20 protein-coding genes, 1 tRNA gene and 1 pseudogene are annotated in these 21,132 nt (G+C 71.0%); 12 read left to right on the top strand and 10 right to left on the bottom strand.

Going from position 1 to position 21,132, the window contains the following annotated elements:
• Positions 1–2: 2 nt before the first annotated feature.
• Both OG381_RS39835 and OG381_RS39830 read right to left on the bottom strand, forming a co-directional pair.
• Positions 3–1,079, bottom strand: a complete 1,077-nt coding sequence (locus OG381_RS39835; protein ID WP_327720826.1) for an ABC transporter permease — start codon at positions 1,077–1,079, stop codon at positions 3–5.
• Positions 1,079–2,095, bottom strand: coding sequence for a sugar ABC transporter substrate-binding protein (locus tag OG381_RS39830; RefSeq protein ID WP_327720825.1), 1,017 nt, complete (start codon positions 2,093–2,095; stop codon positions 1,079–1,081). Before OG381_RS39830 ends, OG381_RS39835 begins: the two co-directional genes overlap by 1 nt.
• A gap of 275 nt (positions 2,096–2,370) precedes the next feature.
• On the opposite strand from OG381_RS39830, the gene iolC reads away from it, so the two are divergent.
• The 6 genes and pseudogenes from iolC to OG381_RS39800 all read left to right on the top strand — a co-directional run bounded on the left by iolC (position 2,371) and on the right by OG381_RS39800 (position 8,825).
• On the top strand, positions 2,371–3,333 hold the full coding sequence (gene iolC / locus OG381_RS39825; RefSeq protein WP_327720824.1) for a 5-dehydro-2-deoxygluconokinase: 963 nt from the start codon (positions 2,371–2,373) through the stop codon (positions 3,331–3,333).
• Positions 3,330–4,205 (top strand): Cgl0159 family (beta/alpha)8-fold protein, encoded by an 876-nt coding sequence (locus OG381_RS39820; RefSeq protein ID WP_327720823.1) that lies wholly within the window; start codon positions 3,330–3,332, stop codon positions 4,203–4,205. Before iolC ends, OG381_RS39820 begins: the two co-directional genes overlap by 4 nt.
• Before the next feature lie 181 nt (positions 4,206–4,386).
• Positions 4,387–4,614, top strand: a pseudogene (locus OG381_RS39815) (5-deoxy-glucuronate isomerase); the annotation flags it as partial.
• On the top strand, positions 4,614–6,491 hold the full coding sequence (gene iolD, locus OG381_RS39810; protein WP_327720822.1) for a 3D-(3,5/4)-trihydroxycyclohexane-1,2-dione acylhydrolase (decyclizing): 1,878 nt from the start codon (positions 4,614–4,616) through the stop codon (positions 6,489–6,491). The pseudogene OG381_RS39815 and the gene iolD, both read left to right, overlap by 1 nt.
• A 27-nt stretch (positions 6,492–6,518) precedes the next feature.
• Positions 6,519–8,012 carry a CoA-acylating methylmalonate-semialdehyde dehydrogenase gene (locus tag OG381_RS39805; RefSeq protein ID WP_327720821.1) on the top strand — a complete coding sequence of 498 codons (1,494 nt, stop codon included), beginning with the start codon at positions 6,519–6,521 and terminating at the stop codon, positions 8,010–8,012.
• Positions 8,013–8,039: 27 nt separating this feature from the next.
• Positions 8,040–8,825: a GntR family transcriptional regulator gene (locus OG381_RS39800; RefSeq protein ID WP_327720820.1), complete on the top strand. Its 786-nt coding sequence runs from the start codon at positions 8,040–8,042 to the stop codon at positions 8,823–8,825.
• Here OG381_RS39800 and OG381_RS39795 read toward each other — a convergent pair.
• The 5 genes from OG381_RS39795 to OG381_RS39775 form a co-directional block, all read right to left on the bottom strand.
• Complete coding sequence (locus OG381_RS39795; protein WP_327720819.1) at positions 8,815–9,618, bottom strand: DUF427 domain-containing protein; 804 nt, start codon at positions 9,616–9,618, stop codon at positions 8,815–8,817. The genes OG381_RS39800 and OG381_RS39795 overlap by 11 nt on opposite strands.
• Positions 9,619–9,663: 45 nt before the next feature.
• Positions 9,664–10,647 (bottom strand): aldo/keto reductase, encoded by a 984-nt coding sequence (locus OG381_RS39790; protein WP_327720818.1) that lies wholly within the window; start codon positions 10,645–10,647, stop codon positions 9,664–9,666.
• 85 nt (positions 10,648–10,732) lie between these two features.
• A complete protein-coding gene (locus OG381_RS39785; protein WP_327720817.1) occupies positions 10,733–11,401 on the bottom strand; it encodes an NUDIX domain-containing protein in 669 nt (222 codons plus the stop codon).
• A 150-nt stretch (positions 11,402–11,551) separates the two neighbouring features.
• A complete protein-coding gene (locus OG381_RS39780) occupies positions 11,552–12,481 on the bottom strand; it encodes a carbohydrate kinase family protein (RefSeq protein WP_327720816.1) in 930 nt (309 codons plus the stop codon).
• Positions 12,481–13,164, bottom strand: coding sequence for a class II aldolase/adducin family protein (locus OG381_RS39775; protein ID WP_327720815.1), 684 nt, complete (start codon positions 13,162–13,164; stop codon positions 12,481–12,483). Before OG381_RS39775 ends, OG381_RS39780 begins: the two co-directional genes overlap by 1 nt.
• A 58-nt stretch (positions 13,165–13,222) precedes the next feature.
• Between OG381_RS39775 and OG381_RS39770 the strand changes: the two genes are divergently transcribed.
• Positions 13,223–13,900 carry a TetR/AcrR family transcriptional regulator gene (locus OG381_RS39770; RefSeq protein WP_327720814.1) on the top strand — a complete coding sequence of 226 codons (678 nt, stop codon included), beginning with the start codon at positions 13,223–13,225 and terminating at the stop codon, positions 13,898–13,900.
• A 47-nt stretch (positions 13,901–13,947) separates the two neighbouring features.
• On the opposite strand, the gene OG381_RS39765 is transcribed toward OG381_RS39770, so the two are convergent.
• Positions 13,948–14,021 (bottom strand) — tRNA-Pro (locus tag OG381_RS39765).
• Between the two features lie 102 nt (positions 14,022–14,123).
• Here OG381_RS39765 and OG381_RS39760 point away from each other — a divergent pair.
• The 4 genes from OG381_RS39760 to OG381_RS39745 all read left to right on the top strand — a co-directional run bounded on the left by OG381_RS39760 (position 14,124) and on the right by OG381_RS39745 (position 18,621).
• On the top strand, positions 14,124–14,639 hold the full coding sequence (locus OG381_RS39760) for a DUF309 domain-containing protein (protein WP_327720813.1): 516 nt from the start codon (positions 14,124–14,126) through the stop codon (positions 14,637–14,639).
• Positions 14,640–15,255: 616 nt separating this feature from the next.
• The gene (cobF, locus tag OG381_RS39755) at positions 15,256–16,029 is read left to right on the top strand and encodes a precorrin-6A synthase (deacetylating) (RefSeq protein ID WP_327720812.1); all 774 of its coding nucleotides are present in this window, start codon (positions 15,256–15,258) and stop codon (positions 16,027–16,029) included.
• 58 nt (positions 16,030–16,087) lie between these two features.
• Positions 16,088–18,160: an MDR family MFS transporter gene (locus OG381_RS39750; protein WP_327720811.1), complete on the top strand. Its 2,073-nt coding sequence runs from the start codon at positions 16,088–16,090 to the stop codon at positions 18,158–18,160.
• Between the two features lie 44 nt (positions 18,161–18,204).
• Complete coding sequence (locus OG381_RS39745; protein WP_327720810.1) at positions 18,205–18,621, top strand: hypothetical protein; 417 nt, start codon at positions 18,205–18,207, stop codon at positions 18,619–18,621.
• On the opposite strand, the gene OG381_RS39740 is transcribed toward OG381_RS39745, so the two are convergent.
• The gene (locus tag OG381_RS39740; RefSeq protein WP_327720809.1) at positions 18,608–19,354 is read right to left on the bottom strand and encodes a cobalt-precorrin-6A reductase; all 747 of its coding nucleotides are present in this window, start codon (positions 19,352–19,354) and stop codon (positions 18,608–18,610) included. The genes OG381_RS39745 and OG381_RS39740 overlap by 14 nt on opposite strands.
• A 148-nt stretch (positions 19,355–19,502) precedes the next feature.
• Between OG381_RS39740 and OG381_RS39735 the strand changes: the two genes are divergently transcribed.
• Complete coding sequence (locus OG381_RS39735) at positions 19,503–20,306, top strand: TIGR01458 family HAD-type hydrolase (RefSeq protein ID WP_327720808.1); 804 nt, start codon at positions 19,503–19,505, stop codon at positions 20,304–20,306.
• Here the strand turns inward: OG381_RS39735 and OG381_RS39730 are convergent.
• Positions 20,292–21,065, bottom strand: coding sequence for a sulfite exporter TauE/SafE family protein (locus OG381_RS39730; RefSeq protein ID WP_327720807.1), 774 nt, complete (start codon positions 21,063–21,065; stop codon positions 20,292–20,294). The two genes, OG381_RS39735 and OG381_RS39730, sit on opposite strands and share 15 nt — an antisense overlap.
• Positions 21,066–21,132: the final 67 nt, after the last annotated feature.

The raw sequence follows: 21,132 nt of genomic DNA, 5'->3' as shown, positions 1-21,132 counted from the left end.
GGTCACCTCCGGGTCGCCGTACGGCTGACCCACAGATTGATCATTACGGCGCCGAGGAGCATCACGCCGAGGAAGGCCTTGAACCAGTCCGGGTTCCAGCCGGCGTACACGATGCCCTGCTGCACCATGCCGAACATGAACGCGCCGAAGACCGGGCCGATCGCGGAGCCGGCGCCGCCGGTGAGCAGACAGCCGCCGATCACGGCCGCGGAGATGTAGATGAGCTCCTGGCCGACGCCCTCGCCGGACTGCACGGTGTTGAAGGCGAAGAGGTTGTGCATGCCGACGAACCAGGCGCCGAAGCCGACCAGCATGAACAGGGAGATCTTGGTGAAGGTCACCGGGACACCGACGGCCCGCGCGGAGTCCTTGTTGCCGCCGACGGCGAAGATCCAGTTGCCGTACTTGGTGCGCAGCAGCACCCAGGTCGCGAGCGCGGCGAAGACCAGCCAGTAGACGATGGTGATCTTGATCTGGACGCCGCCGACCTCGAAGGACGAGGCGAAGATCTTCTTCGCTCCGTCGAAGCCGTCCATGTCGCTGATGTCGTCGGTGGCCACGTTGCCGGTGACCAGCTTGGTGACCGCGAGGTTCACGCCCTGGAGGATCAGGAACGTGCCCAGGGTGATCAGGAAGCTGGGCAGGCCGGTCTTCATCACCAGCCAGCCGTTGAGGAACCCGACCGCGAGCGACGCGATCAGTGCGGCGATGACACCCACCCACACGTTCATGGTGAGCTGGTAGGCGAGCATGCTCGCGGTGAGCGCCGAGGTGATGACGGCGACGCCGGAGGAGAGGTCGAACTCGCCGCCGATCATCAGCAGCGCCACGGGCAGCGCCATGATCCCGATGGTGGAGGACTGGTACAGGATGTTGGCCATCGAGCCGCCGTCGCGCACCGGCGGGGCGGAGATGAGGAAGAACACCCACACCGCCACGGCGCCGAGGAAGACACCGACGTCGGGGCGCGCCAACAGGCGCAGCGCCAGGGATCGTTGAGCGGTCCGGCCGTCGGTCTCCTTCGGGCCGGGGGCCGGCGGTGTGGTCACCGCCGGCTCGGCGTGCTGGGTCATACCCATCACCGGGTGCCCTTCGAGGCGAACTCGGCGACCTTGTCGACGTTGGTCTTGTCGACGAAGGCGGGTCCGGTCAGCACCGGCTGCTCGCCGCCGCCCATGTAGTTGCCGTTGTTCTTGTAGAGCCACAGCGAGTCGATCGCCAGGTAGCCCTGGAGGTAGGGCTGCTGGTCGACCGCGAACTCGATGGTGCCCTTGCTGATGGCGCCCGTCAGGTCCTTGTTGAGGTCGAAGGTCGCGATCTTGGCCTTGCTGCCCGCGTCCGACACCGACTGCACAGCGGCCAGCGCGAAGGGGGCGCCCAGGGTGACGACGTAGTCGATGGACTTGTCGCTGAGCTTGGCGGTGATCGTCGACGTCACGGACGGCATGTCGGTGCCGTTGACGTTGAGCGTCTGGAGCTTGCCGTCGAAGGTCTTGTCGACGCCGTCGCAGCGCTGGGTCAGGCCGATGTTGCCCTGCTCCTGGACGACACAGACGGCACTCTTGGCACCGGCCTCGTTCAGCCGCTTGCCGAGCGCCTCACCGGCGACGGTCTCGTCCTGGCCGAAGAACTCCATCAGGCCGAGGTTCTGCCACTCGCTGACTCCGGAGTTCAGACCGACGACGGGGATGCCCGCCGCCTTCGCCTTGCCTATGACGTCCTTGAGGGCGTCCGGCTTGGCGAGGGTGACCGCGATGCCGTCGACCTTCTGGTCGATGGCGTTCTGGATGAGACCGGCCTGCTTGGCCGCGCTCGGGTCGGCCGAGTAGACCAGCTTGACGTTGTCCTTGGCGGCCGCGGCCGTGGCGCCCTTGCGGACGATGTCCCAGAAGGTGTCGCCCTGCGACTGGTGCGTGACCAGCGCGATCGTCATGCGCGGAGTGGTGGCCTTGCCCGCTGAGGCGCCGTCTGCGCTCTCCTCGGACTTCTTGCCCCCGGAGCTGCTGGAGCAGCCGGCGAGGGTCAGGGCAGCCGCCGCGGCGATCGCCACAACTGGGGCGAATCGACGAGAACGGGAGTGAGAAGAGCGGTCCATCTTTCCTGCACCTCACTGTGCTTACGGGGGAAAGGGAGAAAAAGATCCCGGGGGATTCCGAGGCCCGGGATCTTGGCATGTCCGGGTCGCGTGCCGCAAATACGGCGGTTGTACTGGGACGGGATTCCATCCCCTCCGGAGCCCGCTGTCAATACTTTGTTAAGACATCATTTCACAATCAGGTCCGAATGTAAGTACAAAGTCTTGACAGGGTTGCCCTCCGGGTCCTACATCTGGGAGGCGACAGGCCCCCTGGGACTCGAGGAGCGTCACACATGGCCGATTCATCCCAGCCCTTCGACTTGATCACGATCGGCCGCATAGGAGTTGATCTTTACCCACTCCAGACCGGCGTGCCACTGGGCGATGTGCAGAAGTTCGGAAAGTTTCTGGGTGGTTCGGCGGCCAATGTTTCGGTCGCCGCCGCCCGGCTGGGGCGCTCCGCCGCCGTGATCACCCGTACCGGCGACGATCCCTTCGGCACCTATCTCCACACCGCGCTCAAGGAGTTCGGCGTCGACGACCGCTGGGTGACCTCGGTGGCCGCGTACCCGACGCCGCTGACGTTCTGCGAGATCTTCCCGCCGGACGACTTCCCGCTGTACTTCTACCGCCGGCCCAAGGCTCCCGACCTGGAGATCCACACGGATGAGCTGGACTACTTCGCGATCCGCGCGGCCCGGATCTTCTGGATCACCGGCACCGGTCTGAGCGAGGAGCCCAGCCGCTCGGCCACGCTCGCCGCGCTGAAGGCCCGCGCCAAGGCGGGCACCACCGTCTTCGACCTCGACTGGCGCCCCATGTTCTGGCGCGACCCCGAGGAGGCCCGCCCGTACTACGCGGAGGCCCTGCGCCATGTGACGGTCGCGGTCGGCAACCTCGACGAGTGCGAGATCGCCACCGGCGTCCGCGAACCCCGCGCCTGCGCGGAGGCCCTGCTGGCGGCCGGAGTGGAGCTGGCCGTCGTCAAGCAGGGCCCCAAGGGGGTGCTCGCGGTCCACCGCGACGGCACGACCGCCGAGGTCCCGCCGGTCCCGGTCGAGGTGGTCAACGGCCTCGGCGCCGGCGACGCGTTCGGCGGCTCCCTCTGCCACGGTCTGCTGTCCGGCTGGGAGCTGGAGCGGATCATGCGCTACGCCAACGCGGCCGGCGCCCTCGTCGCCTCCCGTCTCGCCTGCTCCTCGGCGATGCCGACGGCGGCCGAGGTCGAGGGCCTGCTGGACGGAGTGCCCTCGTGAGCACGGGCATCCGCGACCTCGCCTCCCTCAGGGCCCGGCATCCGGAGGCGATCGCCGAGGCGGCCGCCCGCCGCGCGCGGCGCCCGCTGCTGGGCGACAGCGGCCGGCTGATGATCGTCGCCGCCGATCACCCGGCCCGTGGCGCCCTCGGTGTCCGCGACCGCCCGCTCGCCATGGCCGACCGCGCCGACCTGCTGGAACGGCTCTGCATCGCCCTGTCCCGGCCCGGCGTGGACGGGGTGCTGGCCACCGCGGACATCCTGGAGGACCTGCTCCTGCTCGGTGTGCTGGAGAACAAGGTCGTCATGGGCTCGATGAACCGCGGCGGCCTCGCGGGCGCCGCCTTCGAGCTGGACGACCGCTTCACCGGCCACCGCGCCCAGGACCTCGCCCGGCTCCGCTTCGACGCGGGCAAGCTGCTGCTGCGCATCGACCACGACGACCCGGGCTCGCTGACCACACTGGAGTCCACGGCCCGCGCGATCGACGACATGGCGGCCCACCGGCTCCCCCTGTTCGTGGAACCCTTCCTCTCCCGGCGGCTCGGCGGCAGGGTCGTCAACGACCTCTCCCCCGAGGCCGTCACCAGGTCGATCGCCATCGCCTCGGGCCTCGGCGGCACCTCCGCGTACACCTGGCTGAAGCTGCCCGTGACCCATGACCCGGACGACATGGCGGAGGTCCTGGAGGCCTCCACCCTGCCCGCCGTGCTGCTGGGCGGCGAGGTCGACGACCAGGAGGCCGCCTACGAGCGCTGGCGCAAGGCGCTCAGGCTGCCGACGGTCCAGGGCATGGTCGTGGGCCGCTCCCTGCTCTACCCGGCCGACGGCAGCGTGGAGACGGCGGTCGACACGGCCGTCGGGCTGCTGTGACACGACGGGTACGGAAGGCACGGAGGCACCGATGACGCATCACCTCCCCCGGGAAAGGCCCTCGGCGGCCCCTGCCTGGTCGACGTGTCCCCCGAGTCGGCCGGCCGGGGCAACTGCTCCCGGCAGGTCGACAACTTCGGTGCCGCCGCCCGCGCCGGAGGCCCCTGATGGACAGGGTTCGGCCGAAGTGCGCGGCGGTGACGTCGTGCTGAGCCCGGACGGCCGGCACGGGCCCTCCATGGCCGTACCCGGTCACCCCATGTACTACCTCGACGTCATGGCGGGCCCCGAGGCCGAGCGTGTCCGGCCGGTCCGCGACCGCCCGGACCACGCCCGCATCCGCGACACCTGGCCCGACCAGTCGGCCGACCCCCGCCTCCCCCTCTACACGGCACCGGAGAAGTCCTGATGAGCACGCCCGCCCGCCGCCTGACCGTCGCCCAAGCCCTGGTGCGGTTCCTGTCCGTCCAGTACACCGAGCGGGACGGGGAACGGCACCGGCTGATCGCCGGGACCTGGGGCATCTTCGGCCACGGCAACGTGGCGGGGCTCGGGCAGGCGCTGCTGGAGGCCGGTGAGGGCGTGATGCCGTTCCACCAGGGCCGCAACGAGCAGTCCATGGTGCACGCGGCCGTCGGCCACGCCCGCCACCTCGACCGGCTCTCCGCGCAGGCCGTGACCACGTCCATCGGCCCGGGCGCGACCAACCTGGTCACCGGCGCCGCCCTCGCGACGATCAACCGCATCCCGGTCCTGCTCCTGCCCGGCGACTACTTCGCCACCCGCACCGCCGACCCGCTCCTCCAGCAGCTGGAGCACCCCACGGAGGCGGACGTGTCGGTCAACGACACCCTGCGCCCGGTCTCCCGCTGGTTCGACCGCGTCACCCGTCCGGAAGCCCTGATCCCCTCCGCCCTCAACGCCATGCGGATCCTCGCCGACCCCGCGGAGACCGGCGCCGTCACCCTCGCCCTCCCCCAGGACGTGCAGGCCGAGGCCCACGACTGGCCGGAGGAGTTCTTCGCCGAGCGCGTGTGGCGCGTACGGCGTCCCGCTCCCGATCCCGTCGAGCTGGCCGAGGCGGTGCGTGCCGTACGGTCCGCCGCCCGCCCCCTGATCGTCGCGGGCGGCGGCATCCACCACAGCAAGGCCGAGGAGGCGCTGAAGGCGTTCGTGGACGCCACCGGCATCCCGGTCGCCTCGACCCAGGCCGGCAAGGGTTCGCTGCGCCACGATCACCCCGCCGACCTCGGCGGCATCGGCCACACCGGGACATCGGTCAGCGACGACCTGGCCCGCACCGCGGACCTGGTGATCGGCGTGGGCACCAGGTACACGGACTTCACCACCGCCTCGGGCACGCTCTTCCTCGACCCCGGCGTCCGGTTCCTCAACCTCAACATCACGGGCTTCGACGCCCACAAACTCGCGGCGCGGACCCTGGTCTGCGACGCCCGGGCGGGGCTCACGGCGTTGACGGAGGCGCTGTCCGGCCACCGGGTGGACCCGGCCTACGAGTCCGAGTACCGCTCCGGCAAGGAACGCTGGGAGCAGGTGGTCGACGCGGCTTTCGGCGCCGCCGACGAGCACGCCGTCCCGACCCAGACCCAGCTCCTGGGCGCCCTCGACGCGGTGGTCGGCGACGAGGACGTGGTGATCAACGCGGCGGGCTCGCTCCCCGGCGACCTGCACAAGCTCTGGCGGGCCCGGAGCCCCCGCCAGTACCACCTGGAGTACGGCTACTCCTGCATGGGCTACGAGATCCCGGCCGCGATCGGTGTCCAGCAGGCGAGCCCCGGCACACCCGTGTGGGCGCTGGTCGGCGACGGCACCTATCTGATGATGCCGACCGAGATCGTCACGGCCGTCCAGGAGGGCCTGCCGATCAACCTGGTCCTCATCCAGAACCACGGCTACGCCTCCATCGGCGGCCTCTCCGAGACGGTCGGCGCGGAGCGCTTCGGCACCGCCTACCGCTACCGGGCCGCCGACGGCACCTTCTCCGGCGCCCCGCTCCCCGTCGACCTCGCCGCCAACGCGGCCAGCCTCGGCATGGACGTGCTGCGCGCCAAGACGGTGCGCGAGCTGCGGGAGGCACTGGCCGCGGCCCGCGCCTCGGACCGGCCGACCTGCGTGTACGTCGAGACCGACACCGCCAACCCGGCCGCTCCCCCGACCGAGGCCTGGTGGGACGTGCCGGTCGCCGAGACCGCCTCCCGCGAGGCGGCCGTACGGGCCCGCGGGGAGTACGACCGCCAGGTCGCCGACCGCCGCCGCCACCTCTGAACCACCGCTCAGGAAAGGCCCCGCACCATGAAGACCCTCACCCACTGGATCGACGGCAAGCCCGTCGAAGGCCTCTCCGGCCGCCACGGCGCCGTCTACAACCCGGCGACCGGCGCGCAGGAGAAGCAGGTCGCGTTCGCGACGGTCGACGAGGTGGACGCCGCCGTGGCCTCCGCCAAGGCCGCGTTCGAGAGCTGGGGCACCTCCTCGCTGGCCAGGCGCACGGCGGTCCTCTTCAAGTACCGCGAGCTCCTGGACGCCCACCGCGACGAGATCGCCGCGCTGATCACCGCCGAGCACGGCAAGGTGCACAGCGACGCGCTCGGCGAGGTGGCGCGCGGCATGGAGATCGTGGAGCTGGCCTGCGGGATCAGCGTGCAGCTGAAGGGCGAGCTGTCGACGCAGGTCTCGACCCGGGTCGACGTCGCCTCGATCCGGCAGCCGCTGGGCGTGGTCGCGGGCATCACCCCGTTCAACTTCCCGGCCATGGTGCCGATGTGGATGTTCCCGCTCGCCATCGCCTGCGGGAACACCTTCGTGCTCAAGCCCAGCGAGAAGGACCCCTCGGCCTCCTTCCGGCTGGCCGAACTCGCCTCCGAGGCGGGTCTGCCGGACGGTGTCCTGAACATCGTGCAGGGCGACAAGGTGGCCGTCGACCGCCTCCTGGAGCACCCCGACGTCGAGGCGGTCTCCTTCGTCGGCTCGACACCGATCGCCAAGTACATCCAGCTCAAGGGGGTCGAGCACGGCAAGCGGGTGCAGGCGCTCGGTGGCGCCAAGAACCACATGCTGGTGCTGCCCGACGCCGACCTGGACTTCGCCGCCGACCAGGCGATCAACGCGGCCTACGGCTCGGCGGGCGAGCGCTGCATGGCCGTGTCGGTGGTCGTGGCGGTCGGCGACACGGGGGACGAACTGGTCGGCAAGATCGCCGAACGCGCGAGGAACCTGACGATCGGCCCCGGCGACGACCCGTCGTCCGAGATGGGTCCGCTGATCACGCGCGAGCACCGCGACAAGGTGGCGTCCTACGTGACGTCGGCCGCCGAGCAGGGCGCGGTGGTCGTCGTCGACGGCACCGGACACTCCGTCGAGGGCCACGAGGACGGTTTCTTCCTCGGCGTCTCGCTGCTGGACAAGGTGCCGCTGACGGCGGACGCCTACCGGGACGAGATCTTCGGCCCGGTGCTGGTGGTGGTCCGTGCTCAGTCCTACGACGAGGCCATCAAGCTGATCAACGACTCCCGCTGGGGCAACGGCACCGCGATCTTCACCCGGGACGGCGGCGCCGCCCGCCGGTTCCAGCTGGAGGTCAAGGCGGGCATGGTCGGCGTGAACGTGCCGATCCCGGTCCCGGTCGGCTACCACTCCTTCGGCGGCTGGAAGGACTCCCTCTTCGGCGATCTGCATGTCTACGGCAACGACGGCGTCGCCTTCTACACCCAGGGGAAGGTGATCACCACGCGCTGGCCGGATCCGGCCGACGCGGGTATCAACCTCGGCTTCCCCAGCCACTCCTGACGCTTCCTCAGAAGGGAGGGACGTTCCATGGCGAAGACCGGTGGTTCCTCACGTGCCGCTACCGCCCCCGCACTCGACTCCCTGGACTTCGCCCTGGACCGGGGCAGTCCGGTGCCGCTCTACTACCAGCTCGCCCAGCAGCTGGAGGCGGCGATCGAGCACGGGGCCCTGGCCCCGGGAAACCTCCTGGGCAACGAGATAGACCTGTCCGTACGCCTCGGCCTGTCCCGGCCGACGGTCCGCCAGGCGATCCAGTCCCTCGTCGACAAGGGACTGCTCGTCCGGCGGCGCGGGGTGGGCACACAGGTGGTGCACAGCCAGGTCAAGCGCGGCCTGGAACTGAGCAGCCTCTACGACGACTTGGAAGCCGCCGGACAGGGGCCGACCACGGTGGTGGTGCGCAACGAGCACACCCCGGCCTCCGCCGACGTGGCCGCCGCGCTCGGTGTCGCGGAGGGCGGCGACGTCGTCGTCCTGGAACGGCTGCGCGCCACGCACGGCCAACCGGTCGCGATCCTGTGCAACTACCTGCCCGCGACACTCCTCGAACTCGACTCCGCCCGGCTGGAGTCGACGGGCCTGTACCGGCTGATGCGCTCGGCGGGCATCACCCTGCACAGCGCCCGCCAGACCATAGGGGCCCGCTGCGCCACCGCCGAGGAGGCGGCACGCCTGGACGAGAAGGCGGGGGCCGCGCTGCTGACGATGCAGCGCACGGCCTACGACGACACGGGCCGGCCGGTCGAGTACGGGACGCACATCTACCGTGCGTCCCGGTACGCGTTCGACTTCCAGCTGCTGGTCAGGTCGTGAGGCTCGCGGTGAACGGCGTGACCGGCCGCTCCTGGCGTTCGCCGTCCACGGTGATGTCGACGGCCTCGTTGTAGAAGGCGAGGAGTCCCCTGACCGGGGCCACCGCGAGCAGCGGCTCCGGGTAACTCCACAGGATGTTGCGGGGGATGTCGCCCTCGCCGCGCCAACTCCAGTACTCGGCCGTGCCCTTGTACGGGCAGCCGGTGCGGTGGTCGGTCGGGGTGAACAGGTCGAGGCGGATGTCCTCGCGGGGGAGGTAGTACCGCGTGGGCAGCGAGGTCTCGAAGAGCAGGACCGGTCGCCGGCTGTCGGCGACGACGGTACCGGCGATCTCGACCACGACATGGCGGCTGCTGGGCAGCGCGTCCACCCGTTTGTGCGGGTCACGGGGGTGGACGAAGATCTCTTCCTCCTCCTCGTACCAGTGGTCCAGGCCGCTGTCCCAGTGCCGGAACCACTCGAAGGCGATGTGCCCGGCGAGGTCGTCGGCCGGGAAGGTCCACGCCGCGTTCTCCACGAGCTCGCCGTCGACCTCGAGGTCGTAGAAGGTCTGCGATCCGGTGTGGGCGCCGGTGCGCGGGTTCTTCGCCGGGCGGAGGAGGTCCGTGCGGACCTCCTCGCGGGGGAACGCGTAGCACGGGACGGGGACGCCGGGCTCCCAGACGAGGACCGGGTGGCGGCTGTCGACGACGGTGACGTCGCGTTTGTACCCGCGCACCCACCGCTCGCCGGGCTCCCACAGCAGGCCTTCGGGGGTCGTCCGGACGGACCGCTCGGTGGGGAACAGGCTCATGGCGCACTCTCCCTTCGGGTCCTTCGGAGCGTACTGCGGCCGTGGTCAGTGCGCCCCGTCCAGCCGGGCCCGCTGCTCCTCGGTCAGCTCCAGGTCGATCGCGGCCAGGTTCTCCTCCAGCTGGGCCACCGAGGACACTCCGGCCAGCGGGATGATCGGCAGCGTGCCGCCGATCTGCCAGGCCAGGACGACCTGGTTGACGGTCGCCCCGGTCTCGCGGGCCACCTCGCGCAGGACCTGGAGGCGGGCCGGGGTGCCCGGGTGGTCGAAGTCGGCGGGCAGCCGCTCCGGGTGCGTGTAGGCGCCCTTGAGCAGGGGCGAGTAGGCGACCAGGGTCAGTCCGGGCTCCTCGCGCAGATAGCCGAGGAGGTCGGGTCCCGCGTGGCCGAGGCTGCCGTCGGGGAAGAGGTCGTCGGGGACGTCGTAGCGCGGGCGGAGGTGGCTGTGGGCGTACTGGAACACCTCGTAGCCGGGCAGTCCGGCCGCGGCGGCGATCGACCGGGCCCGCTCGACCCGCCACACGGCGTGGTTGCTGACACCGAGGAGGCCGACCGTGCCCTCGGCGACCAGTTCGGCGAAGCCCTCGACGGTCTCCCGCAGGGGCACCGCGTGGTCCTCGACGTGGGCGTAGAGCAGATCGAGCTTGTCCACGCCGAGCCGTTCCCGGCTGCGCTCGGCGGCCTCACGGATCACCTTCGCGGACAGGCCCTCCGCGTTGTCGACATAGCTGGTGCCGGGGGCGAGGGGGCGGGCGCCGAGCTTGGTGGCGATCACGATCTCGGCGCCGATGCCGCGGCTGCGCCGCCAGCGCCCGAGCAGCTCCTCGCTCTGGCCGCCCTGGCCGCCGTCGATCCAGAAGGCGTAGTTGTCGGACGTGTCGATGAAGTTGCCGCCGGCCTCGACGTAGCGGTCGAGCACGGCGAAGGCGGTCTCCTCGTCGGTGCGCGAGCCGAACAGCATCGCGCCGAGGGCGAGCACACTGACCTCGCGGCGGGTCGTCGGGTCGGTGCCGATCGTGCGGTACTTCATGGGAAACCCCTCCCGTTCACGCATCCGCGTTCGGGGTGCGCAAACGGGAGTCTGCAAGGTGAAGTGCACTTCAACGCAAGGGGATTCACGCCCTGGCGGCGAACGGCCCCTCCAGAGCAGCCCATTGCAGCAGCATGATGGTCTTCGCGTCGGCGATCTCCCCCGCGCGGATCATCTCCAGGGCCCGGCGGAAGGGCAGTTCGAGGATCTCGATGTCCTCGCCCTCCTCGTCCAGGCCGCCGCCCTCGTGGGTGTGGGTGGAGGGGCCGTACTCGGCGGCGTAGAAGCTGACCCGTTCGGTCACGGACCCCGGGCTCATGTAGACGTCGAAGACGTGCCGGACCTCGCCGATGGTGTGCCCGGTCTCCTCGATGACCTCACGCCGTACCGCGATCTCCGGGTGCTCGTCCTCGTCGTCGAGCAGCCCGCCCGGCGTCTCGATCAGCATGCCGTCGGGGTGGCCGTTGACGTAGACGGGGAAGCGGAACTGCCGGGTGAGCAGGACGGTTTCGCGTTCGGCGTCGTAGAGCAGCATGGTGGCGCCGTTGCCGCGGTCGTGGGTCTCGCGCTGCTGCGTGCTCCACGTGCCGTCGGCGCGTTGGAGGTCGAAGGTGGTGGCCCGCTCGACGTACCAGTGGCTGGACAGGAGTTTCACGTCGCGGACCTTGACACGGGGGTTGCCGCTCAGGTCGAGGCCGGTGCGGTGCAGTCCGGTGCGGCCCCGGCCGTCGGGGGTGTCGATGCCGGCGGTCATCGGGCGTTCCAGGTCGGGCGGAAGATCAAGGTGGTCATGCCTCCCTGTCTATCAGCCCCGGGAGCTTCGGTGCGGGCACCGGCGGTCAGGCCCCGGGGCGGATGCACCACGGAGGCGTCCCGCGCTCCGTGGTGCTCCTGGGGCCTCGGCTCAGGCGCGCACCTTGGCGGTCATGGAGAACTCGTCGGCCTCGGCGAGGTCGAAGTCCCCGTGGTCGCTGCCGAGCCCCTGGGCCACCAGGGCCGCCGCGGCACTGCCCAGGATGGCGGCTTCTCGCGGTGTGCGGTCGAGGCTGATGCCGCGCAGGAAGCCGGCGGAGAAGGCGTCGCCGCATCCGGTCGTGTCGACGACCTCGATCTCGAAGGCGGGGACGTCCTCGGTGCCCTCGGCGGTCACCAGCAGCGCGCCGTCACCGCCGCGGGTGACGGCGACGAGCCCGGCCCCGGCGGCGACCAGCTTCTTCGCGCCGGTCACGAGGTCGTCCTCGCCGCTGAAGCCGAGGACCTGGTCGTCGTTGGGCAGCAGGTAGTCGACGTACGGGAGCAGCGGTTCGATCTGGTCGAAGGTGCCGAGCTCACCGGGGGCGAGAAGGTCCACGGAGGTGACGACGCCATGCTCCTTGGCGTGCGCCAGGATGCGCGCGGCGACCTCGGCGCCGATCAACTCCGGTCCGCCCAGGTGGAGATGGGTCGCCTCGGCGACCGCGTCCCAGGGGACGTCGTCGAGGCCGTAGGTGATGTTGGCGCCGAGGAGGTGGAGGGAGGGGCGGTCGCCGTTGGGGCGGATGGGCAGCACGCTCGCGGAGGTGGAGGTGTCGATACGGCGGACGAGCAACCCGGTGTCGATGCCGGCCTGGTCGAGCAGCCGCACCAGCAGGTCGCCCGTCGGGTCGGTGCCGATCGCTCCGGCGGTACGCACCCGTGCGCCGAGCTTGGCGAGGGTGAGCGCGGTGCCGGCGGCCGTACCGGCGGCGGTCATGCGGATGTCCTCCACCAGGGTGGCGCCCTGCCCCTCGGGTATGGCCTCCACCGGCCGTACCAGCACGTCCAGTACGTGCACGCCCATCGTGACGACCTTCATCAGGGTCCCTCCTGCACAGGTGGTACGGATTGTGTGGTGCCGTAATTGCGCGCGACAGCGGCCTCGATGACCGCGAGTTGCTGCTGTTCGTCGAGGACGCGGGGCTGTCCGAGGGCGGCCGCGCTCTGGTAGACCCCGCAGGCCCACTCCAGCAGCAGGGCGTGCTCGACCGCCTTGTCGAGCGTCGGGGCGTGGGTGACCGCGCCGTGGTTGGCCATCAGTGCTCCGCCGCGGCCCTCCAGTGCGGTGAGCACCGACTCGGCGAGTTCCGGGGTGCCGAAGGTGGCGTACGGTGCCACGCGTACGGTGCCGCCGAGAGTGAGCAACTGGTAGTGGATGCAGGGCAGTTCGTCGAGGACGAGGGAGAGCGCGGTCGCCATGGGCGCATGGGTGTGGACGACGGCGCCGGTGCCGTAGCGGTGGTAGACACCGAGGTGCAGGTCCAGTTCCGAGGTCGGCCTGAGACCTCCGGACACGATCTTTCCGTCGAGGTCGACGACGGTCACCTGGTCCGGGGTGAGGTCGGCGAGGACCGCGCCGGTGGCGGTGATCGCGACGCGGTCCTCCGTGCGCACGCTGACGTTCCCGGCCGTGCCGATGAGGAGTCCCTCGGCGCCCAGCCGACGGCAGGCGTCGGCAACGGCGGCCCGCTCCACGCTCCACGCCGAGCTTGAGTCGGTCATGCGCGCGACGCTAACCTAAACATGAAACAAAGTCACGTTCACATTCGGAGGTTGTTGCGTGGCCGATCCCCTCACGGACACGGACTGGGCGGCGGGCGTCGCCTCGCTGCGCCGCACGCCCCAGCAGGCCCGCAGCAAGGCCCGGCTCGCCCGGGTCCTGGAGACCGCCGAGCGCGTGCTGGTCGAGGAGGGCGTCGAGGCGCTCACCACGACCCGGATCGCGGCCGAGGCGAGGGTCTCGGTCGGCTCGCTGTACCAGTACCTGCCGGACCGGGGGGCGATCATCGAGGCGCTCGCGGCCGGGTACTTCGCGAAGCTGGAGGCCGCGATGGACGACCTGGTCGACGCGGCCGCGGCGCAGCGCTGGGTCGACCCGGTCGGCATCCTCATCGACGCGTTCGCCTCCATCTACCGCACCGAGCACGGTTTCCGGGCCCTGTGGTTCGGCAGCGGTCTGACCGAGCAGACCCGCGCCGCCGACCGTGAGCACAAGCGCCGCATGGCCGACGGCATCCGCCGTATCCTCCTCGCCCTCGACCTCGCCGAGGACGACGAGGCGCTGGCCCGCACCTGCCACGCGGCCATGCTCGCGGCCGACGCTCTCGCCCAGGAGGCGTTCCGGCGGGACAGGACGGGGGACGCGGCGCTGCTGGACGAGGCGAAGGTCATGCTGCGGGGGTATCTGGGGGAGGTGGCGGAGCGTTACCGGGGCCGGACGCGGCAGGGCGACCGCTGAAACGCGACCGGCGGACCTGCCTCAGGCAGATCCGCCGGTGAACACCGTCGGGACGACAGGATTTGAACCTGCGACCCCTTGACCCCCAGTCAAGTGCGCTACCAAGCTGCGCCACGTCCCGGTGCGTTTTCGCGCGGCGAACCGCGTGATCGCGCGAAGAGCACTTTACCCCACTTGGTGGGCCGCCTCGAAGACGGCCCGGGCCGCGCGGGACAATCGGCACATGGGCAGCACATCCTCAGGACAGCAGGCCGACGCCAGGGACCGGGACGACGAGGGCCGGGCGCGCAACGCCCGGCCGCGGGACGGGCTCGGGCGGCCCCTGCCGTACGGCGCGGACGGGGTGGAGCGGCAGCCGGAGGGGGTGGTACGCACCCCCGAGCGGAGCGTCGCGGAGGCCCAGGAGCTGCTGGACGCGGGCAAGCCCTTCCATGCGCACGAGGTCTTCGAGGACGCCTGGAAGTCCGGCCCCGACGAGGAGCGGGCCCTGTGGCGCGGCCTGGCCCAGCTCGCGGTCGGCCTCACACACGCGGCCCGCGGCAACGTCACGGGCGGGGCGCGGCTGCTGCGGCGCGGCGCCGGGGCGGTCGAGGACTGGGCGTCGGACACGGGAACGCGGCGGCCGTACGGAATGGACCTGGCCGGACTCGCCGGGTGGGCTCGGGAGCTGGCGGACGATGTGGAGCGGGGCGGCGAGGCCGTGGACGCGGGACTACGGGCACCACGCCTGCGCCGGTGACACCGGTGGTAGCCACGACGTCGACGTCCAGGACAGGAACAAAGGCGGCCGAGGAAGCCACACCCTGCGACACCGGGCCGCCACCCGACCCAAGGGGCGCGGGGAACTGCGCGACCAGCCCCCACTCACCCGCAGCATCACGACCGCCCGCAGCCGACGCAGGCAAGGATGCCTCGCCTTGCGACTCGGGTCGGTACCCGACCTCAGGGGCGCGGGGAACTGCGCGACCAGCCCCCACCCGCCCGCAGCATCACGACCGCCCGCAGCCGACGCAGGCAAGGATGCCTCGCCTTGCGACTCGGGTCGGTACCCGACCTCAGGGGCGCGGGGAACTGCGCGACCAGCCCCCACTCACCCGCACCATCACGACTACCCGCAGCCGACGCAGCCACGGAAGCCGCACCCTGCGACTCCGGGCCGCCACCCGACCCAAGGGGCGCGGGGAACTGCGCGACCAGCCCCCTCCGGCCCGCAGCCGATACGAATGCGACGGTGACTCCGGAAGCGGCGCCGGGGCACGGCACCGGGCCTCGGGCGCGGCCCTCTCCCCGCGGCCCCGCGCCGCGCCCCCGGACGCGGTGACCTCCCTGTCAGTGGCGTACGGCAGACTCGGGGCGTGCGAAAGATTCATGTCATCGGTATCGGCGCGGGCGACCCCGACCAGCTCACGCTCCAGGCGGTCAGGGCGCTGCGGAGCACGGACGTGTTCTTCGTCCTGGACAAGGGCGAGGTGAAGAGCGACCTGACGGATCTGCGCCGGGACATGCTGGAGGCGCACATACCGGAGGGGACGTACCGCGTCGTCGAGGCGCGGGACCCGGAGCGGGACCGTAAGGCGGGCGGCGCTGCCTACTCGCCCGCCGTCGGGGACTGGCGCAGCGCCCGTGCCGGGATCTACGAGCGGCTGATCACCGAGGAGCTGGGCGAGGACGAGAGCGGCGCGTTCCTGGTGTGGGGTGACCCCGCGCTGTACGACAGCACGCTCGGGATCCTGGAGGAGATCCTGGAGCGGGGTGCCGTCAGCTTCGCGTACGACGTCGTGCCCGGCATCAGCAGTGTCTCCGCCCTCGTCGCCCGGCATCGCACCGGACTGAACCGGGTCGCCCGGCCCGTGCAGATCACCACCGGACGGCGGCTCGCCGAGGGGTTCCCCGAGGGCGTGGACGACGTGGTCGTGATGCTCGACGCCCACCAGACGTTCCGGCAGTACGCGGACGAGGACATCGACATCTACTGGGGCGCCTACATCGGCACCCCGGACGAGATCCTCGCCTCGGGCCCGATCGCCGAGGCCGCGCCCCGGATCGAGCGGCTGCGGGCCGAGGCCCGGGAGCGCAAGGGCTGGATCATGGACACGTATCTGCTGCGCCGCAACCCCGGGCAGCGGTAGGGCACCCGAGCGGCCCGTCCCGCAGGCGCCCCTGGGTGGCCGGTGTGATCGTGACCTCGTGACCGTCACCGAGGAAGTCGCGCCGCCCGCCGCAGAGCCGCCGGTACTGGACAAGCGTCGTCGCAACGTCGTCTTCGTGACGATCATGCTGGGCATGCTGCTGGCCGCCCTCGACCAGACGATCGTCGGCACGGCCCTGCCGACGATCGTGTCGGACCTGGGCGGCGCCGAGCACATGTCGTGGGTGGTCACCTCCTATCTGCTCGCGGAGACCGTCTCGACGGTCCTGGTGGGCAAGTTCGGCGACCTGTTCGGCCGCAAGGTGGTGTTCCAGGTCTCGGCGATCGTGTTCATCACGGGTTCGTTCCTGTGCGGTCTCGCCGGGAACATGACGCTGCTCATCGCCTGGCGGGCGATGCAGGGCATCGGCGCGGGCGGTCTGATGGTCACGTCGATGGCCCTGATCGCCGATGTCATCCCGCTGCGGGAGCGCGGCAAGTACCAGGGCGCCATCGGTGCCGTCTTCGGCGTCGCGACCGTCATCGGACCGCTGCTCGGCGGCCTGTTCACCGACCATCTGACCTGGCGCTGGGCGTTCTACGTCAACGTCCCGATCGCGATCGTCGTCGTCTTCGCGGCCGCCCGCACGATCCCGGTGGTGAAGTCGGCCTCCCGGCCGGTCATCGACTATCTCGGCATCGCTCTGGTCGCGGCCGGGGCCAGCACTTTGATCCTGGCGACGAGTTGGGGCGGCAACGAGTACGCGTGGGGTTCGGGCGTCATCATCGCCCTGTTCGTCGGCGGCGCCGTCGCCCTCGGTCTGTTCTGCTGGGTGGAGACCCGGGCGCCCGAACCGATGCTGCCGATGCGGCTGTTCAGGAACCCGGTGTTCACCGTCTGCTCGATCCTCAGCTTCATCGTCGGCTTCGCCATGCTCGGCGCGATGACGTATCTGCCGAGCTATCTGCAGTACGTCGACGGCGACTCGGCCACGGTCTCCGGGGTGCGGACGCTGCCGATGGTCATCGGCCTGCTCCTCGCGTCCGTCGCGAGCGGCAACGTGGTCAGCAAGACCGGGCAGTACCGGATCTTCCCGATCGTCGGCTCCCTGGTGATGGGGGTCGGGCTGTATCTGATGTCCCTGATGGGGCCGGACACCGGGGCCTGGCTGGAGTCGCTGTACATGTTCGTGCTCGGCTCCGGCATCGGTCTGTGCATGCAGGTGCTGACGATCGCCGTGCAGAACACCGTCGACTACACCGACCTGGGCACCGCCACCTCCGGTGTCACCTTCTTCCGCACGCTGGGCAGTTCGTTCGGCACGGCCGTCTTCGGCACCATCTACGCCAACTCCCTCAAGCCCAACCTCGAGGAGGGCGTCGCGCGGGCCGCGCAGACCGGCAGCGGTCTCGACCCGGCGGTCATCGCCAAGGCGGCGACCAGTCCGGAGGGCGTGCACGACCTGCCGCCGGCGGTGGCCGCCCCGATCATCGACGCCTACGCCGACACCATCCAGACCGTCTTCCTGTGGACGGTGCCGGTGGCGGCGCTGGGGTTCGTGGTCGCCCTGTTCCTCAAACAGGTCCAGCTGCGCGACAGCGCGCGGGCGGGCTCCACCGACATGGGCGAGGGCTTCGGGCAGCCGTCCGGGGCGGACTCGCAGCGGGTGCTGGAGGCGGCGGTCGGGAAGATCATCGGCACCACGGGGGTGGAGGACGCGCGCCGTATCGTGGCGGCGTCCGACACCCGTCTGGACATCGCCGGCGCCTGGGCGGTGATGCAGGTGGAGCTGTTCACACGGATGACGGGCCACGCCAGCCTGGGCCTGATCGCCGCCCGCCGACACATGCCGCCCGAGGTGCTGCTGCCGGTCTTCGACCGGATGATCGACGAGGGCTACCTGACCCGCGCCGGCAACCTCTTCTCACACACCGACGCGGGCACCCGCGAGGCCCGTGTCATCGGGAAGGCCTGGGCCACGTGGCTGGAGGAGCGGGTGCAGCAGGACATCGGCCGCCCGGCGGGCACGGATCTGCTGGCCGCGGTCGACACGATCTCCAAGCGTCTGCTGGTGGAGGACCTGGGCAACGGGCTGACGCAACGGTCCGGGGAACTCGCCTCCACCCGCTGAGAATCCGGGTGCGGGACGGGCCGGACACTCGTCATACTCCCGGCATGCCTCCCCTCCGCTTCCACGATCCCGGCCTCGACGCGCACCACTTCAGCGGCTCGATGCTGGTCCGCTGCCCGCGCTGCGACCGGATCGCGCACTTCGAGCGGAGCGCGCCGCCGCAGCCCCGGGTGATCTGCCGGTCCTGCGGTCTGTGCCGGCCCACGGGCCGGTGCGCCTGGCCGACGCTGTGGCTGCGGACCGAGACCCGTCACGGCACGGTGTCGGCGTACAACCTCGAACACCTCGACCTGCTCAGGCGGTTCGTGGCGGCGGACCTGCGGGAGCGGGACCCCTGGTACGAGCACGGGCGCAAGATGACGTACATCGGCCGGCTCCCCGCCTGGATCAAGAGTGCCAAGAACCGCACCGAGGTGCTGCGCGCCATCGACCGCATGCGGGCCTCGGTCATCTCCGGCTGAGGCCCAGCCGCTCCAGGACCCCGGCGACATCGGGCACCATCTCCACGCCCGCGGGCAGCGGGGGACGTCGTACGACCACGACGGGCAAGGCCAGTCGGCGTGCGGCCGTGAGTTTGGCGGCTGTCGCCGCTCCCCCGCTGTCCTTCGTGACCACGACGTCGACGCAGTGCGTGGTCAGCAGCGCGGACTCGTCGTCCACGGTGAACGGGCCGCGTGCCAGCAGGACTTCGGTGCGCGGCGGCATCGGCGGCTCGGGCAGTTCCACGGAGCGTACGACGAAGTGGAGCTCGGTCAGGTGCGCGAAGGCAGCGAGGCCGAGGCGGCCGGTGGTCAGGAACACCCGGGGGCCCAGCAGCGGCAGCAGACCGGCGGCCTCCGCCAGTGAACCGACCGGGTACCAGCGGTCCTCGGGACCGGGCCGCCACCCCGGGCGGCGCAGCACCACCGCCGGTACGCCGGTCGCCGCGGCGGCCCGGGCCGCGTTCTCCGTCATGGCCTCGGCGAACGGATGCGTGGCGTCGACGAGGGCGTCCACACGCTGCTCCCGCATCCAGTCCGCGAGCCCGTCCGCACCGCCGAAGCCCCCGATCCGCACGTCCCCGGTCACCGCTCCGGGGCGCTTCACGCGCCCCGCGAGCGAGGTGGTGACGCGAACACCGGGCAGCGCGGTGAGCGCGGCGGCGATTTCACGGGCCTCGGTGGTGCCGCCGAGGATGAGGACGTGGGGGGCCATGAAGGAGAGCGTACGAAGGGTGTGCGGGAGAGCGGGCACGGGGGGACTCGTTCGATCTGTCCACGATCACCGCGCCCTGAAGTGTGAGGGTCGTGTGGCATGAGTTCGGATCGCTCCGCCGGGCCGGGCGGATCGCTATCGTCCTGCCATGGACTCCGTGCGCGCCGTACTGATCGACATCGACGGGGTTCTCACCGTGTCGTGGGAGCCGTTGCCGGGTGCGGTCGAGGCGTTGCGGGAGCTCCGCGAGGCAGGTCTCGCCGTCGCGCTGGTCACCAACACGACGTCCCGGACACGGGCGTCGATCGCCGGGACGCTCGCGGAGGCGGGGTTCCCGGTGACGGCGCGGGACATCCTCACCGCGCCCGCCGTCACCGCCGCGTACATCGCCGAGCATTTCCCGGGGGCGCGTTGTTCGCTGCTGAACAGCGGGGACATCAGGGAGGATCTCGGGGAGGTGGACGTGATCGGTGCCGGGGAGACCGGGGCCGTGCCGGACGTCGTGATCGTCGGGGGTGCGGGGCCCGAGTTCGACTATGTGGCGCTGAACCGGGCGTTCGGGCACCTCCAGCGCGGCGCGCGGCTGGTGGCGATGCACCGGAATCTGTACTGGCGTACCGACGACGGGCTTCAGCTGGACGCGGGGGCGTTCCTGGCGGGGCTGGAGAAGGCGGCCCGTACCGACGCGGTGGTGACGGGGAAGCCGTCGCGGGCGTTCTTCGCCTCGGCGCTGGCCCGGCTGGGGGCCGGTGCGGACGAGGCGGTGATGGTGGGGGACGACGTGGAGTCGGACGTACTGGCGGCGCAGGCCGCCGGGGTCACGGGCGTGCTGGTCAGGACGGGCAAGTATCTGCCTCAGACGCATCGGGACGCGAGCGGCACCCCGGACCATGTGATCGACTCGTTCGCGGAGCTGCCCGCGTTGCTCCGGGCGTGGTCAGCGGAGCAGTAGCTGGAGGCCGCCGACGATCGTCGCCGCGATCACGAGCTGTTCGAAGAGCCGCTGGTTGATCCTGTTCACGGCCCACTTGCCGAGGAACGCGCCGGGCACGACGAACGCCACGAGTGCGGCGTCGAGCAGGAGCGAGTGCCCGTCGATGAGGCCGAGGCCCACGCTGAAGGGCACCTTGGACGTGTTGACGATCAGGAAGAAGAAGGCGGAGGTGCCCAGGAAGCCGAGCTTCCGGAAGCCCGCCGACAGCAGGTACATCGACATCACGGGGCCGCCGGCGTTGGCGACCATGGTGGTGAAGCCGCCCAGGACGCCGTAGGAACGGGCCTTGATCCGGCCCGTTCTCGTGGCGACCGAGTCGGGTTCGTCGGCCTGGTCGGCGGTGCGGCGGCGCCACACCGTCACGGCGGCCATCAGCAGCAGGATGGCGCCGATCGACGTCCGGACCATCTCGTCGTCGGCCCACATCAGGAAGAGCGTGCCGGCGACCACGCCCGCCGCGACCGCCGGGAACAGCTTCCACAGGGTCGGCCAGTGGGCGTGGCGCCGGTAGGTGAGGACGGCGAGCACGTCCCCGGCGATGAGGATCGGCAGCAGCACACCGGTCGAGGCGCGGGCGGGCAGGACGGCGGCGAAAATGGCGAGGCTGACCGTGTTGGCCCCGCTCACGGCGGTCTTGGAGAAGCCGACGAGGGTTGCAGCGAAGGCGAGGGCGGCGAACTCCCAGCCGGTGATGTGCCAGAGCGTCATCGTGTTCATGCGGGACCCGATGCTATGCGCATCTAACGAGTGACGTAAGCAGCGTCTCGCCTGATGGCCCTTCCCG

This window comes from Streptomyces sp. NBC_00490, assembly GCF_036013645.1.
Taxonomy (GTDB): domain Bacteria; phylum Actinomycetota; class Actinomycetes; order Streptomycetales; family Streptomycetaceae; genus Streptomyces; species Streptomyces canus_F.
This window is presented reverse-complemented; position numbering and strand designations above follow the sequence as displayed.

What these genes read in the sequence shown, in the direction of transcription:
- OG381_RS39835 (WP_327720826.1), bottom strand. Translation starts at nt 1,079, where the DNA reads ATGGGTATGACCCAGCACGCCGAGCCGGCGGTGACCACACCGCCGGCC.
- OG381_RS39830 (WP_327720825.1), bottom strand. Translation starts at nt 2,095, where the DNA reads ATGGACCGCTCTTCTCACTCCCGTTCTCGTCGATTCGCCCCAGTTGTG.
- iolC (WP_327720824.1), top strand. Translation starts at nt 2,371, where the DNA reads ATGGCCGATTCATCCCAGCCCTTCGACTTGATCACGATCGGCCGCATA.
- iolD (WP_327720822.1), top strand. Translation starts at nt 4,614, where the DNA reads ATGAGCACGCCCGCCCGCCGCCTGACCGTCGCCCAAGCCCTGGTGCGG.
- OG381_RS39805 (WP_327720821.1), top strand. Translation starts at nt 6,519, where the DNA reads ATGAAGACCCTCACCCACTGGATCGACGGCAAGCCCGTCGAAGGCCTC.
- OG381_RS39800 (WP_327720820.1), top strand. Translation starts at nt 8,040, where the DNA reads ATGGCGAAGACCGGTGGTTCCTCACGTGCCGCTACCGCCCCCGCACTC.
- OG381_RS39795 (WP_327720819.1), bottom strand. Translation starts at nt 9,618, where the DNA reads ATGAGCCTGTTCCCCACCGAGCGGTCCGTCCGGACGACCCCCGAAGGC.
- OG381_RS39790 (WP_327720818.1), bottom strand. Translation starts at nt 10,647, where the DNA reads ATGAAGTACCGCACGATCGGCACCGACCCGACGACCCGCCGCGAGGTC.
- OG381_RS39785 (WP_327720817.1), bottom strand. Translation starts at nt 11,401, where the DNA reads ATGACCGCCGGCATCGACACCCCCGACGGCCGGGGCCGCACCGGACTG.
- OG381_RS39780 (WP_327720816.1), bottom strand. Translation starts at nt 12,481, where the DNA reads ATGAAGGTCGTCACGATGGGCGTGCACGTACTGGACGTGCTGGTACGG.
- OG381_RS39775 (WP_327720815.1), bottom strand. Translation starts at nt 13,164, where the DNA reads ATGACCGACTCAAGCTCGGCGTGGAGCGTGGAGCGGGCCGCCGTTGCC.
- OG381_RS39760 (WP_327720813.1), top strand. Translation starts at nt 14,124, where the DNA reads ATGGGCAGCACATCCTCAGGACAGCAGGCCGACGCCAGGGACCGGGAC.
- OG381_RS39745 (WP_327720810.1), top strand. Translation starts at nt 18,205, where the DNA reads ATGCCTCCCCTCCGCTTCCACGATCCCGGCCTCGACGCGCACCACTTC.
- OG381_RS39740 (WP_327720809.1), bottom strand. Translation starts at nt 19,354, where the DNA reads ATGGCCCCCCACGTCCTCATCCTCGGCGGCACCACCGAGGCCCGTGAA.
- OG381_RS39735 (WP_327720808.1), top strand. Translation starts at nt 19,503, where the DNA reads ATGGACTCCGTGCGCGCCGTACTGATCGACATCGACGGGGTTCTCACC.
- OG381_RS39730 (WP_327720807.1), bottom strand. Translation starts at nt 21,065, where the DNA reads ATGAACACGATGACGCTCTGGCACATCACCGGCTGGGAGTTCGCCGCC.